Origin of the sequence: Aquabacter cavernae, from assembly GCF_003993795.1 — a bacterium.
GTDB lineage: Bacteria > Pseudomonadota > Alphaproteobacteria > Rhizobiales > Xanthobacteraceae > Aquabacter > Aquabacter cavernae.
On record NZ_RWKV01000008.1, the window covers coordinates 737,172 to 751,092 of the forward strand.

At 67.5% G+C, this 13,921-nt stretch carries 12 protein-coding genes; 10 read left to right on the forward strand and 2 right to left on the reverse strand.

The genetic code is table 11. The features are described from left to right. Nucleotides 1–23: 23 nt before the first annotated feature. Nucleotides 24–914, reverse strand: coding sequence for a protein-methionine-sulfoxide reductase heme-binding subunit MsrQ (locus tag EJJ38_RS08150; RefSeq protein ID WP_127089585.1), 891 nt, complete (start codon nt 912–914; stop codon nt 24–26). A gap of 127 nt (nt 915–1,041) precedes the next feature. Then, the gene (locus tag EJJ38_RS08155) at nt 1,042–1,836 is read right to left on the reverse strand and encodes a thymidylate synthase (RefSeq protein WP_127089586.1); all 795 of its coding nucleotides are present in this window, start codon (nt 1,834–1,836) and stop codon (nt 1,042–1,044) included. A 268-nt stretch (nt 1,837–2,104) separates the two neighbouring features. On the opposite strand from EJJ38_RS08155, the gene tssA reads away from it, so the two are divergent. From tssA to icmH, 10 genes are all read left to right on the forward strand, one after another. Next, nucleotides 2,105–3,796 (forward strand): type VI secretion system protein TssA, encoded by a 1,692-nt coding sequence (tssA, locus tag EJJ38_RS08160; protein ID WP_127089587.1) that lies wholly within the window; start codon nt 2,105–2,107, stop codon nt 3,794–3,796. A gap of 23 nt (nt 3,797–3,819) precedes the next feature. Continuing rightward, nucleotides 3,820–4,314: a type VI secretion system contractile sheath small subunit gene (gene tssB, locus EJJ38_RS08165; RefSeq protein WP_127089588.1), complete on the forward strand. Its 495-nt coding sequence runs from the start codon at nt 3,820–3,822 to the stop codon at nt 4,312–4,314. Nucleotides 4,315–4,361: 47 nt separating this feature from the next. Next, on the forward strand, nt 4,362–5,846 hold the full coding sequence (gene tssC / locus EJJ38_RS08170) for a type VI secretion system contractile sheath large subunit (protein ID WP_127089589.1): 1,485 nt from the start codon (nt 4,362–4,364) through the stop codon (nt 5,844–5,846). A 53-nt stretch (nt 5,847–5,899) separates the two neighbouring features. Beyond that, nucleotides 5,900–6,331: a type VI secretion system baseplate subunit TssE gene (gene tssE / locus EJJ38_RS08175; RefSeq protein ID WP_127089590.1), complete on the forward strand. Its 432-nt coding sequence runs from the start codon at nt 5,900–5,902 to the stop codon at nt 6,329–6,331. Between the two features lie 4 nt (nt 6,332–6,335). After that, a complete protein-coding gene (gene tssF, locus EJJ38_RS08180) occupies nt 6,336–8,084 on the forward strand; it encodes a type VI secretion system baseplate subunit TssF (protein WP_127089591.1) in 1,749 nt (582 codons plus the stop codon). Nucleotides 8,085–8,107: 23 nt separating this feature from the next. Then, entirely contained in the window at nt 8,108–9,121 is a 1,014-nt protein-coding gene (gene tssG, locus EJJ38_RS08185; protein ID WP_164738456.1) for a type VI secretion system baseplate subunit TssG, read from the forward strand. Between the two features lie 229 nt (nt 9,122–9,350). After that, complete coding sequence (tagH, locus tag EJJ38_RS08190; protein WP_205666123.1) at nt 9,351–11,105, forward strand: type VI secretion system-associated FHA domain protein TagH; 1,755 nt, start codon at nt 9,351–9,353, stop codon at nt 11,103–11,105. After that, the gene (gene tssJ / locus EJJ38_RS08195) at nt 11,105–11,623 is read left to right on the forward strand and encodes a type VI secretion system lipoprotein TssJ (RefSeq protein WP_127089594.1); all 519 of its coding nucleotides are present in this window, start codon (nt 11,105–11,107) and stop codon (nt 11,621–11,623) included. The genes tagH and tssJ overlap by 1 nt, the downstream gene beginning before the upstream one ends. A 43-nt stretch (nt 11,624–11,666) precedes the next feature. After that, complete coding sequence (tssK, locus tag EJJ38_RS08200) at nt 11,667–13,007, forward strand: type VI secretion system baseplate subunit TssK (RefSeq protein ID WP_127089595.1); 1,341 nt, start codon at nt 11,667–11,669, stop codon at nt 13,005–13,007. Between the two features lie 14 nt (nt 13,008–13,021). Beyond that, nucleotides 13,022–13,912: a type IVB secretion system protein IcmH/DotU gene (icmH, locus tag EJJ38_RS08205; RefSeq protein ID WP_127089596.1), complete on the forward strand. Its 891-nt coding sequence runs from the start codon at nt 13,022–13,024 to the stop codon at nt 13,910–13,912. Nucleotides 13,913–13,921: the final 9 nt, after the last annotated feature.

Sequence of the window (13,921 nt, forward strand, 5' to 3'; positions counted from 1 at the left end):
GGACTTTGCTGAATGCCCCTCCCTCAGGACAAAGAGCGGGTGGCACGCTCCGTCTGCGATACAGGCCGCTCCATCCGCGCCTTGGCCGGCGGCTTGGGCGGCGAAAGGCGCCGCCGAACGATGGCGGCGAGGGTCAAAGCGGTCCCCGCCGTCAGCACCCACAAGGCGGGGCTGATGCCCTGTGCGGGCTGGAAATTGGCCTCCAACACCAGCCGGGGATCGATGCCGGTCGCCGCCGCATACCAGCCCACCTCCATCGCGGCGGTCATCAGGGCAGAGCCGAGCACCACGCACGCAAGCAGCGGGATGGTCACGTTGTTGGTGATGCGGTGGGCGACGCGATAGGCGAACAGGAAAACCAGCAGCCCCCCCATCAGCACCGCTTCGCTCACATCCAGCTTGGACTGGATGAGGAAATGGACGACAGCAAGAACCGCGATGGCATAGACGCTGGCATGCAGCGCGTTCCAGCGCTTGGCGCCCATGCGGCGGATCACCCGGTCGAAGGAGGTTCCGCCCAAGGCCAGCAGCAGCGCCACGGCCAGTGCGCCGATGGTGAGATAAAAGCGCAGGGCGATCTCCCGCGCCGCCGCGCCGAGATCGAAGCCGAGATCGGCCACATAGAGCCCCAGATGCAGGGCCGCGTAAGCGAGCGCCGCCAGCCCCAGCGTGCGCCGCGCCAGCACCAGCTTGGGCCAATGGAAGATGCGCCGAAACGGCGTGACGGCAAGGCTGACCAGAAGGAAGCGCACCGCCCATAGGCCGGTGAAATGGATAGCTGCCGTCACCGGGCGCGCACCGAGATCACCCGTCAGCGCGAGCGCCGCGAGCCAAACGGCGGGCGCCACGGACGCGACCAAAGCGATGGTCTTCTCCGGAGAGAATTTGCCGGACTTCTCGTGGAACAGCGGCATCAGGCGCTCCGCGCTTGCCACCCCTGCAGGGGCGGCCCTCAGTGTGCGCCCCTCATGGCCGACCCGGCAGGCAAAGTCAGGGCAGCGAGCCGCACAAGCGCGTGAGAATGGGGCTCCGCGCCGCTGGTCAGACCGCCACTTGCGCCTTGATGGCGGGATGAGGCGCGTAGCCCTCGAACGCGATGTCCTCGTAGCGGAAGGCGAACAGGTCGGTGATTTCCGGATTCAGCTTCAGCACGGGAAGCGGACGGGGCGGGCGCGACAGCTGCTCGCGCGCCTGGTCCAGATGGTTGAGATAGAGGTGCGCGTCGCCGAGCGTATGGACGAAATCGCCCGCCTTCAGCCCGCACACCTGCGCCACCATCTGGGTGAGCAGCGCATAGGAGGCGATGTTGAAGGGCACGCCCAGGAACACATCCGCCGAGCGCTGGTAGAGCTGGCAGGAGAGCCGGCCGTCCGCCACATGGAACTGGAACAGGCAGTGGCACGGCGGCAGCGCCATCTTCGGCACGTCCGCCGGGTTCCAGGCGGTGACGATCAGGCGGCGGGAGTCCGGATTGCGCCGGATGTCCGTCAGAAGCTGCGCTATCTGGTCGATGGCCTGCCCGTCAGGCGTCGGCCAGGAGCGCCATTGGTGGCCGTAGACCGGCCCCAGCTCGCCCTGCTCATCGGCCCACTCGTCCCAGATGGTGACGCCGTTCTCATTGAGGTAGCGGATGTTGGTGTCCCCGGCCAGGAACCAGAGCAGTTCATGGACGATGGATTTCAGGTGCAGCTTCTTGGTGGTGACGAGGGGAAAGCCCTCCTCAAGGGGAAAGCGCATCTGGTGGCCGAACACGGACAGGGTTCCGGTGCCGGTCCTGTCATCCTTGCGCGCGCCCTCGTCAAGAATGCGCTGGAGGAGATCGAGATAGGTCCGCATCGCGCGCTCCCGCCGGGTTCCGGCTGCCGGCCCCCTGCCTGACTTCGGCATATGCCGTTCCATATGGCAACGGCCGCTGCCGTTATCCATCCTCCGCGCGCTCCGTTCCAGCGGGCGGCCGCTCTCGCGGGCGGCTTTTCCTCCGGTATTTCGCGGGCACCGTCGCAAGAACGCAATTCAGGTTTCATGACACCGTCAAACAAGGCGGGGAAAACGGCAGGCGGTTTCCGCTCCGACGCCCTGGGCGCCGGGGCAAGGTCGAGGCGACATGAGCGAGGATTCCATTCCGGCGTTTGAGGATGCGCGAAGCGTCGCGCTCGCCGCCCCGCTGTCCCCCGATCCCGTCGGCGCAGATCTGCGTGCCACGCCCCGGTTCGAGGAATTGGAAATCGAGGTTCGCCGCATCGAGACCGAAGGCCCCGGCGCCGTGCGCTGGGACAAGGTGAGCCGGGACGCCCTGGACCTTCTGAACCACCAGGGGCGTGACCTGCTGGTGGGCGCGTGGCTCACCTATGCCCTCCTCCAGACAGAGGGCTGGCGGGGCTTCGCCGTGGGCCTGGACGGTCTTCACGCCATGGTGGCGGACCTTTGGGACAGCGTGCCCCCCAAGCGCGAGCGGGCGCGGGTCGGCGTGCTCGAATGGCTGGTGGGCCGCGCGACACCCGTGGCAGCGGGCCTGCCGGTGACCGAAACCGACATTCCCGCCCTTCTTCATGCGGCCAGCCGCCTGGAAGACCTGAACATTCTGGTTCCGGAAAAGCTGGTGAAGGAACAGGTCGCCCTGGGCGAATTGGTCCGCGCCGTGCGCCCCAAGGCCCAGGAGGCGCGGGACATGCTGGCGCGCGCCCAGGAAGAGCGCGCCCGGCAGGCCGCCCAGGCCGAAGCCGAGGCCCAGGCTGCGGCCGCCGCGGAGGCACAGGCCGCAATGCCGGCCCCTGCGGCGCCCGAGACTGCCCCGTCTTCCGCGCCGGCCGCACTCGGGAGCCTCCTGCCTTCCCCCACACGCGCAATTGCCCCTCCGCCGCCGCCGTCCGCCCCCAGCGGCGCGGTGGGCGCAGACCTTGAACGGGCCGTCAGCGCGCTGTCCGACAGCATGCGCCAGCACGCCGCCCAGTTGCGGGACGCGGACCTCTCCGACCCCCGCAGCTTCCGGCTGGCCCGCACTGCCTCCTGGCTGGACATCACCGCCCCCCCGGATGCGAAGGCCGGCACCACGCCGCTCATGCCTCCCTCCGCCCAGCGCCGCCAAGGCGTCGAGGCCCTGCGCCGCGCCGGAGAGCACGAGGCGGTGGTGCGCGACCTGGAGGGACTGATCGGCTCGGCACCGTTCTGGATCGATGCGAATCGCATGTCGGCGGAAGCCCTGCTGGCGCTCGGCCCTGCGTATGCCATGGCGGTGGAGGCTGTGATCGATCTCACCCTCGCCTTCATTCGCCGGCTACCAAATCTCGTCGAACTGACTTTCCAGGACGGCACGCCCTTCGCGGATTCCGCGACCCGTGCCTGGCTGGAACAGCACACGCCTGCGGCCGGCCCAGCCGGCAGCGACATCGCCTCCGAGGGACTGGCGGACCTTGCCGCCGACGTGCGCGACATGGTGGGCGCGGGCCACAAGACAGAGGCGCTGGAACGCCTTTCGTCGGCCCATGACAGCGCGCTCGGTGCACGGGCGCGGTTCGACGTGCACCTGCTCCAGGTCCAGACCTGCCTCGATCTTGATTTACCGGCTATCGCCCTGCCGCTGGTCCAGCACCTCGAAACCGAGGCCGACCGGCGCGAGCTGGACGGCTGGGAGCCGGGGCTGGCGCTGCGCTGCGCCGGCTTGGCGCTGCGTGCCTATCGTCATCCGTCCGCCGAGAAGCTGCTGGGCGATCGCGCCCTCAGGTCCGGCATCGAAGGCGCCCAGAGGCGCATTGCCCGTTTGGATCTTCGCACCGCCGTCCGGCTGGTTCACGCCTGAGGCATCATTAGGGGGAATGGAACATGGCTGACTCTGTCGCACCCAAGGAACGCGTCAACATCCGCTATCGCCCCGCAACGGGGAACGCCAAGGAGGAAGTGGAGCTTCCCCTCAAGCTTCTGGTGGTAGGTGACTTCACCCAAAAGCCGGACGAACGCCCCGTGGAGGAGCGCAGCCTCGTCAATGTCAACAAGGACAATTTCGACGAGGTGCTCAAGGCACAGAACCTGTCCCTGGACCTGTCGGTGGACGACAAGCTCAGCGAGGCGGGCCAGGACGAGAAGGTCTCGGTCAGCCTCAAGTTCGACCGCCTGAAGGATTTCGAGCCGGAAGCCATCGTGCAGCAGGTGCCGGAACTGAAGAGGCTTCTGGAGCTGCGCGAGGCGCTGGTGGCCCTCAAGGGCCCGCTCGGCAACATTCCCGCCTTCCGCAAGATGATCCAGAGCGTGATCGAGGACGATGCGGCGCGCCAGCGCTTCCTCTCCGAGGTGACCGACACCACCCAGAACAAGGGCTGATCCGATCCGGGCACACCCTGGGTTCGAGACATTCGGAGACCTCTTCCATGAGCACGCCTGAAACCGCCGAAGCCCTGGCCGGATCCGTTTCCACCACGGAAGCATCCATGCTGGACCAGATCCTCCAGGAAACGAAGCTGCGCCCCAGCGACGAGGGCTATGATGTCGCCCGTCGCGGCGTCGCCGCCTTCGTGTCCGAGCTTCTGAAGCCGACCCGTGGTGACGAAAAAGTGAACAGCGCTGTGGTGGATCAGATGATCGCCGCCATCGACAGCAAGCTGTCCGCCCAGTTGGACGCCGTCTTCCACAACGAGTCCTTCCAGGAACTCGAATCCGCCTGGCGCGGCCTGAAGTTCCTGGTTGATCGCACCGACTTCCGCCAGAACATCAAGGTCGAAGTGCTCTCCGTCGCCAAGGCAGACCTGCTGGCCGACTTCGATGATTCCCCCGAAGTGGTCCGCTCCGGCCTCTATCAGCACGTCTACACGGCCGAATACGGCCAGTTCGGCGGCGAGCCGCTGGGCGCGGTGGTCACCAATTACGACTTCGGCCCCGGCCCCCAGGACGTGAAGCTGCTCCAGTACATGGCCAGCGTCGGCGCCATGTCCCATGCCCCGGTCATCGGCGCCGCGTCCACCCAGATGTTCGGCGTGGACACGTTCGAGGAACTGCCGAACCTCAAGGACCTGCAGTCCATCTTCGAGGGTCCGAAATACGCCAAGTGGAACAGCTTCCGGCAGAGCGAGGATGCGCGCTATGTGGGACTCACCGCTCCGCGCTTCCTGCTCCGCCTGCCTTACGGGCAGGACAGCAACCCGGTGAAGTCGTTCAACTATTCGGAGTCTTCCGCCGGGGCGACGCAGAACTATCTGTGGGGCAATGCGGCGTTCGCCTTCGCCACCCGCCTCACCGAGAGCTTCGCCAACTTCCGCTGGTGCCCGAACATCATCGGCCCCCAGTCCGGTGGCGCGGTGGAGAACCTGCCGCTGCACACCTTCGAGTCCATGGGCCAGCTTCAGGCGAAGATCCCCACCGAGACCCTCATCTCGGACCGCCGGGAATATGAGCTGGCGGAACAGGGCTTCATCGCGCTGACCATGCGCAAGGGCACGGACAACGCCTCCTTCTTCTCTGCCAACTCGGTGCAGAAGCCGAAATTCTTCGGCAACAGCGAAGAGGGCAAGGCGGCGGAGCTGAATTACAAGCTCGGCACGCAGCTTCCCTACATGTTCATCATCAATCGCCTCGCGCACTACATCAAAGTGCTCCAGCGCGAGAATATCGGAAGCTGGAAGACCCGCGTCGAGCTGGAGACGGAGCTCAACAAATGGATCCGCCAGTATGTGGCGGACCAGGAGAATCCCTCCGCCGAAGTGCGCTCCCGCCGCCCGCTGCGCGCCGCGCAGATCAACGTGGAGGACGTGGAAGGCGAGCCCGGCTGGTATCGCGTCTCCATGGCCGTCCAGCCCCACTTCAAGTACATGGGCGCCGACTTCACGCTGACCCTCAAGGGTAAGCTGGACAAGGCCTGAGCCTTGGAGGTGGCGGGCCCGTCCCGCCACCTTCCCACCGGGATTTCCGCGCCATGGCGAACCGCACCCTGATGGAACGGCTGACGGCGCCCGAGCGACTGCCGACCGAGCATCTCGACCCCGAAATCGTCCGCAAGTCGGACGCCGTGGACGTCATGACCTCGGTGCTGGGCAATTTGCGGCACGTCCTCAATTCCCGCGCCGCCTGCTGTCAGTCCCGCCCCGATTTCGGCATGCCCGACTTCAACGACCTCGCGGGCAAATTCCCCGACGCCCTCGCCATCATCGCCTCGGCGGTGCGCGAGCAGATCGAGAAGTTCGAGCCCCGTCTTTCCCAGGTGACCGTGCGCCACGTACCCGACCGTTCCAATCCCCTGCGGCTCGCCTTCCGCATCCATGCCACGCTCAATCTGGAGGAGGGCGGCCAGCGCCTGTCCTTCGACACGGTGCTGAACAACAACGGCTTCGTGAACGTGAGCGACTGAGACCATGGCCCTCAACCGCTACTATCAAGACGAGCTGTCCTATCTGCGGGACCTGGGCGACGTGTTCGCGCGGGAAAATCCCAAGCTCGCGGGCTTCCTCTCCCGCAAGGCCGCCGATCCCGATGTGGAGCGCCTGCTGGAGGGGTTCGCCTTCCTGACCGCCACCCTGCGCCAGCGGCTCGACGACGACCTGCCGGAACTGGTGCATGACCTGCTGCGGCTGATCTGGCCCGCATATCTCCAGCCCATTCCGCCCACGACGACGCTGTGCTTCCGGCAGGCGCCCGGCGGCGACGGAAGCGCGCTGTCAGTGCCGCGCGGGACGCAGGTCCGCTCGCTCGCCATTGATGGGACAAGCTGTCCCTTCATCACCTCGTTCAACCTCGATGTCCTGCCGTTCGAGGTGCGCAATGTGGTGCTGGAGAATGCCGGTACACAGGCCGAGCTGACCTGCGAGCTTGCATGCCTTCCGCAGACCAGCTTCGCCGCCCTCGCGGAACATCCGCTGCGCTTCCATTTCGCTGAGTTGGGCGACCCCCGGCAGGCCCGCAACCTCTATCGCGGCATGTTCGGCCACCTGAAGCGCATCAGCGTGCGGGCGGGCGAAGATACGGTCCTGACACTGGGGCCGGATGCCATCCGCCCCGTGAGCTTTGCGCCCGACGAGGCCGTTCTTGCCCAGCCGCTCAATGCGGTAGAGGGGTTTCGGCTGCTCCAGGAATATCTCCTGATCCCGGAGAAGTTCCTCTATGCGGAACTGTCCGGCCTCGAACCCCTGGCGGAGCGGCCGGAGCGGAGCGTGAAGCTCCATTTCCAATTCGAGCGCCCGTTCCCCCAGCAGGTGCGGGTGCCGCCCGACTGCCTGCGGCTCAATTGCACGCCCGCCGTGAACCTGTTCCCCGCCGATGCACGGCCGCTGAACATGGACGGCGGCAAGACCGAATACCGCCTCGTCCCGCTTCAGGGAGAAGGCGCGACCATCCACACGGTGGACAGCGTCACCGGCTATATCCAGGGCTCGTCCGAGCGCATCGTCTATGAGCCGTTCGAGTCCTTCCGCCACGATTTGCCGGGCGACACCCGCGCCACCTCCTATGTGCGCGTGCGCGCCCGCCCCTCGGTCGCGGGACGGCGGATCGACCATTATCTCTCCTTCGTGGACCGGCTGGACCGGCGCCAGGTGCCGAAGGCGGAGACCGTGTCCATCGCCCTCACCTGCTCCAACGGGCGGCTCGCGGAACGCCTCGCGGTGGGCGCCGTTTGCCAGCCGGGCAACAACACGCCCAACGGCGTGCAGTTCGAGAACATCGCCCGCGTCACCTCGGAAGTGCCGCCCCCGCTTGCGGATGGCCTGCTGTGGCGGCTGGTGGCGGCGCTGGCCTGCTCGTTCAATTCCATCGCCGACGTGACGGCGCTGCGCCAGTTGATCGCCACCTTCGATTTCCGCTCCGTGCAGGATGAGCAGAGCCGTCGCCGGCTGGACCTCCTGCTATCGGGGCTCGAACGGTTCGAGAATGCATCGGGCGACATCCTGGTGCGCGGCATGCCCATGCGCATCCGCCATTTCACGCTGGTGTGCCAGGAGAGCAAGCTCGGGGGCGAGGCGGAAATGTTCCTGTTCGGCACGGTGCTGGACAAGGTGCTGAGCGCCTTCGCCACCGTGAACAGCATGCACCAGTTCGCCCTCAGGGGCAGCGAAACCAATGTGACCTACGAATGGAAACCGAGGCGCGGCGTCAACAACCTCCTGTGACAGCGCCCGGTCCCGGCGCCGACGTGCCGACCCCGGTCGGCGCGGACGGAGGCGGCGTGCCCGCGCCGCTGGACCTGAAGGGCCTGGAGACCTGGGCCTTCTTCTCCCTGGTGGAGCGGCTGGCGGCGCTGTTTCCCGATATCGCCGAGATCGGCGGCACGGGCGACCCCAATCTCGAGCACATCCGCTTCAAGGCCAATCCGAGCCTCGGCTATCCCGCACGCGACGTGCAGTCCCTCGACTGGCAGGCGCAGGCGGAACGGCTGGACATCTATGTGAACTTCCTCGGCCTGTTCGGCCCCTCCTCGCCGCTGCCGCCCTTCTATACGGAAGAGGTGATCCGCGACCTCGACACGGGCGGCGGCTTCGCGGCGTTCCTCGATTTCTTCAACCATCGCCTCGTCTCTCTGCTGGTGCGCATCCACAAGCACCAGCGGCACTTCCTGCGTTACCGGGCGGGCGCGGGAGACCCCATCTCGCGGGCGGTGGGGGCGCTCATGGGCCTTCTCCCCACGGGCGGGGAGGAGGACCGGGTCGCGCTGATGCCCTATGCGGGCCTGTTGAGCTGCTACAGCCTGTCGGCCTCCATCATCGGCACGGTCATCGCCCATTGCACGGGCCTGCCGGCGCGAATCGAGGAGTTCGTCCCGCGTACCGTTCTCATTCCCGAGCACCGGCAGTCGCGCCTCGGCGAACGGGCGCCCGAGCTTGGGGTGGATTTCATCGTCGGATCACAGGTGCGCGACACGCTGGGCAAGTTCCGCGTGGTGCTCGGCCCGCTGGATCAGGCCAGCTTCCTCAGGGCCCTGCCGGACCAGCCCTTGTTCACCCAGGTGGTCGAGCTTGTTGAACTGGCACTACGCGACCCGCTCGCCTTCGACATCCGCCTGGAACTGGAACCCGGCGCCGCGCCGGCCTTCGTGCTGGGCGAAGGGCGGCTGGGGTGGAACACATGGCTCGACCCGTCCACGGACCTGGACAGCGACATTTCCCCCTTTGCCGACTTCGCTGCGAACCGGTTCGCACAGGCCATGTGAGCCCCGCGCGCACGTCCCCACGTTAACCTTACGCCCGCACCGTTATCCATCTGTCACCGTTCATCATGAAGGTAGCGCCGGAGCCGGGCCGGATCGGTCGCTGGGGCTTGCTTCGTGCTGTTTCCATGCCGACGGCGCCTGCGCCGGACCGCCTGGCAGGCTTGCATCTCCAACGGTTCGGATGGGGATCCGGGGGATTCGGCGTGGGTTCACAGTGGGGGCGCAAGACGTGGCGTTGAAAGCGAGGCTCACTGTCACCGGAGAACAGGGGCAGGGCCTTGGGTCACTCGGCTCGCACGAATTCGGCGCGACAGGCGGCATTATCGGCCGGTCCACGACCTGCGACTGGCGTCTCCCCGACCCCACCAACACGCTCTCCGCCCGCCATGCCGAAATCCGCTTCACCGGGCAGGGTTTCACGGTGGTGGATCTGTCCACCAACGGCGTCTACGTGAATGTCACCGACGCGCCGCTCGGCCGAGGCAACAGCGCCCTGCTGGTGACGGGGGACCTCGTCTATCTCGGCCCCTATGTGATCTCCGTGGATGTGCGGCGCGTGGCGGATCCCCCCCCGCCTCAAGTCCTGCCCCAGGCAGCCCCTCAGTTGGCGCCTCAGCCGATGTCCCGCCCGGCCCCTTTTGCCGCCGCCCCTGCGCCGCTGCGCACAGGCGGGTTTGCGCGTCCGCGTTCGATCGATCCAGGCCAGCGTACGCCGCTCGATCCTCTTGCGGCGCTGGACGGCGAGGACACGCTCCAGGAAGGCGAGAACCCGTTCAAGGATCTGGGCATCGGCAAGCGGGACCGCGACCGCAGCGACTTCGGCCTGCGCTCAAGCAAGGGCGCGCAGCCGGGCGCCATGCCGCAGGCTCCGGGTGCGATCCCGGATTTCAACTTCGCCCCGCAGGCGCCCGCCGTTCCGCCCGCCTTCACGGCTCCGCCGGCGGCACGTCCGGACCCCATTCCCGTTTCCCCGCCCGTGATGGTGCCTCCCCCCGTGATGGCGCCTCAACCGCTCCCGGCCGCACCGCTGCCCGTGGAGCCGGCGGTGATTCCCTCCGATTTTCTCGATGAGCTGTCGGCTCTGATCCCGCGACTGGCGGAGACGCCGCTGCCGCCGCAGGCCGCCCCTGCCCCCCTGAGGCCAGTTGCGCCCCCACCGGCTCCCGCTTTCATGCCGCTGCCCGAAGCACCGGGGCCGGATGATCCGGAAGCCATGGTGACCATGCTGCGCATGCGGAGTCGTGGAAAACCTGCGGGCACGGGCCTTGCCGCCCCCCCGGTGCCGCCCATGGCGCCCCCTGTACCGGCCGCGCCGCCCGCCTTCGCGCAACCGGCGCCAATACCGCCGGTTGCCGCGCTCCCGACTTATGCTCCCCCTCCCTTCCCCTCTCTCGCCCCCCAAGGGACGTTCTGGGACCTGTTCGGCATCGACCCCACCCATTTGTCGGCCGAAGAGCGGGACCGCGTCCTCACGGATGCGGCGGGGCTTATTCGCGGGCTGGTCTCGGGCCTGCTGGAACTCCAGGCCACGCGCCGCCGCATGAAGAGCGAACTCAGCCTTGATGCCACGCAGGTGGTGGGCGACGACAATCCGTTCCGCGTTGCCGCCTCCACCGAGGATGCGATGCGCCGCCTGTTCGCGGCCGAGGGGCTGGGCCGGCGCGATCCGGGCGGGCAGGCCCGCGCCGTGTTCCGCGAGATGCAGATCCATGAGCTTGCCGCCATGGATGCCATGCAGGCCACCATCTCCCGCCTCATGCAGCGCATCAGCCCCGCCGCCATCACCTTCGAGATGGAAGGCGAGGGCCAGAATGGCGGCGTGTTCGCCCGCCGCATCGACAAAGCCAAACTGTGGGACCGCTATCTCGTGATGCACGAACGGCTGGTAGATGCCCTCGACGTGCTGAGCCCCGAACTGGTCGGCCAGGAATTCGCCCGCGCCTATGCGCATCACGTCCAGACCATGCGCGGAGGGCAAGGCTGATGGTTCACCTGATCACCCGGCGCACCGCGCTGCTTGGGCTGCTGGCAGGCGGCACAGGCGTGGGCCTTGGCGCCTGCGCCTCCCCCGGCCCGCCGCCGCCCGTGGAGACGCCCACCAAGATCACCGTGCGCGCGGACGCAAACATCAATCCCAACCAGTCGGGCGTTCCGTCTCCCGTTGTCATCAAGCTTTACGACCTGAAGGCGCAGAACAACTTCATGGCCGCGACCTTCTTCGAGCTGTTCGACAACGACATCGCCCGGCTGGGCCCGGAAATGCTGTCGAAGGAAGTGCTGGAGATCGTGCCGGGCGCGACGCAGGACGTGGATCACACCATCACCGGCGACGTGAGATATCTGGGCGTGATCGCGGGCTTTCGCGACATCTCGTCCGCGCAGTGGCGCTCCATCGTGGAGCTGACGCCGGCCAAGACCAATTACCTGCTCGTGACGGTGACCAGCCTCGCCGTGACGGTGGAACTCAACGCAACACGAGGCAAGGGCTGGTTCGGCTGGTGAGCCGCCTGTCCCACCTCTTTCCCGCTCTGGAGAGCATGCGCGCATGTCATTGACGAGCAAACCCCTTTGGTTTGAAGGCATGTTCGTCAAGCCGCAGCATTTCCAGCAGCATGACCGCTGGCTGGAAAACCTCATGGAGGCGCGCGTCGCCGGCCTGCAACCCAATGGCTGGGGGCTGCGCGCGCTGGTGCTGGACGAGGCGCTTCTGAAGCTGGGCCAAGTGGCGGTGGCCCGCTGCGAAGCGGTGCTGCCGGACGGCAGCGTCGTGGAAATTCCGAGCCAGATGGCGGCTCCGGCCCCGCGCCGTGTTCCGCCCACCCTCAAGCGCGGGCTCGTCTTCCTCGCAGTGCCCGCCCGGGCGCGCGATGCGGTGGAGGTGGCGGAAGCGGGCGCGAACCTGCGCCGCCTGCGCGCACTGGCCCAGCCCGTGCGCGACACCAGCGCGCCGGAGCGCGAGCCCGTCGAGCTGCGGCTCGGCCAGCTCAACGCCGCCCTGGTCTTCGAGGGCGAATCCCTGGACGGCCTCATCGTGCTGCCGCTCGCCCGCATCGAGGAGGTGCGCGCCTCCGGCTCCGTGGAGTTGTCCCCCACCTTCATCCCGCCTTGTCTCGACTTCCACGCCTCCTCGCGCCTGCTCCAGGTGATGGCGGAGGTTCACGGGCTGGTTCATGCCCGGGGCGAGGCGCTGGCGGAGCGCTGCGATCCCAGCCGCATGTCCGCCGACAGCGCGGGCCTCATCGACATCCTGTTGCTGCGGGTGATGAACGCGGCGCAGACGGTGCTGCACCATCTGGCCCGGCTTCCGGGCACCCATCCGGAAAGCATTTTCCGCGAACTGGTGCGCCTTGCGGGCGACCTGTCCACTTTCGACGTGCACCGACGCCGCCCGGCGATGCTCCCCCCTTACATCCATGACGATCTGGAAGAGAGCCTGGAGCCGGTGCTGGAAATCCTGCGTCAGGCTCTGAACCTCGTGATCGAGCGCACCGCCGTGTCCCTGCCGCTCCAGGAGCGGGGTTACGGCATCCGCACGGCCACCATCATGGACCGCTCCCTGCTGGCCGGGGGGCGCTTCGTCCTCGTCGCTTCCGCCGGTATCCCGCACGAAATCCTGCGCACGCAGTTTCCCGCCACCACCAAGGTCGGCTCGGTCGAGCAGATCCGGGATCTGGTCAATCTCCAGCTTCCCGGCATCCCCCTGCGCTCCCTGCCCGTGGCGCCGCGCGAGCTGCCCTATCTCCAGGGCGCGGTCTATTTCGAGCTGGACCAGGGGCATGAGCTGTGGCGCAGCCTGACGCGCTCGGCCGCCTTCGCCTTCCATGTGAGCGGCGACTATCCCGACCTTCATCTTGAGTTCTGGGCGATCCGGGCGGGGCAATCGTGACATACGATCCGACGATGGGGGACGACGAGCCCACCGTGATCGGGCACCGGCCCGTGGCCGTGCCGCGGTCGGGCGCCGCGCGGGAAACCAGCGCCGCGTCCCGTCCGTCTGAGCCCGCAGCCGCGCCGCGGCCCATTCCCCAGCCGTTCGACGGGGCGGGCACGGAGACCACGGGTGGCGGTTCCGCCCTGCCGGACCTCACCATCGCCCCGGACCCCTCCCATCCGGAAGAGACCATCGCGGCGGCCGCAACGCCCCTGCTGGCGCTGGTCGCCCAATTGCGCCAGGCGGTGGAGCATGCGGACGCCGCCGCTTTGCGCGCGGAAACCGTGGCGCAGATCAAGAAATTCGATGAGCGGGCCATCAAGCTGGGCGCCCGCGTGGTGGACGTGAGCGCCGCGCGCTACGTGCTGTGCTCGGTCATTGACGAGGCGGTGATGACCACGCCGTGGGGGGCCGCCAGCAATTGGAGCACCCACAGCCTGCTCAACCAGTTCCACGGCGAGACCTGGGGCGGCGAGAAGGTGTTCGCCATCCTGGAGCGGGTGCGGGCCAATCCCGTGCAGCATCTGGCCCTGCTGAAGCTCATCGACCTCTGCCTCGCGCTGGGCTTCGAGGGCAAATACCGCGTCATGGAAGGCGGCCAGTATCAGCTGGAAGAGTTGCGCGACGAGTTGGGCCGCCTCTGGCGCACCCATGCCAAGGCCAATCTGGACGACCTTTCCCCCCGCTGGCAGGGCGTCTCGGTGCGGCGCAAGCTCTCCAACGTGCTGCCGCTCTGGGTGGTCTTCGCGGTGGCGGGGGTGGTCCTGCTCATCATCTACACCCTGTTCGCCTTCCGACTCGAACAAGGTCTCGCCCCGGTCGAGGATCGCCTCAACCGGTTCGGCACAACCCAATCCTGAGGGCTAACG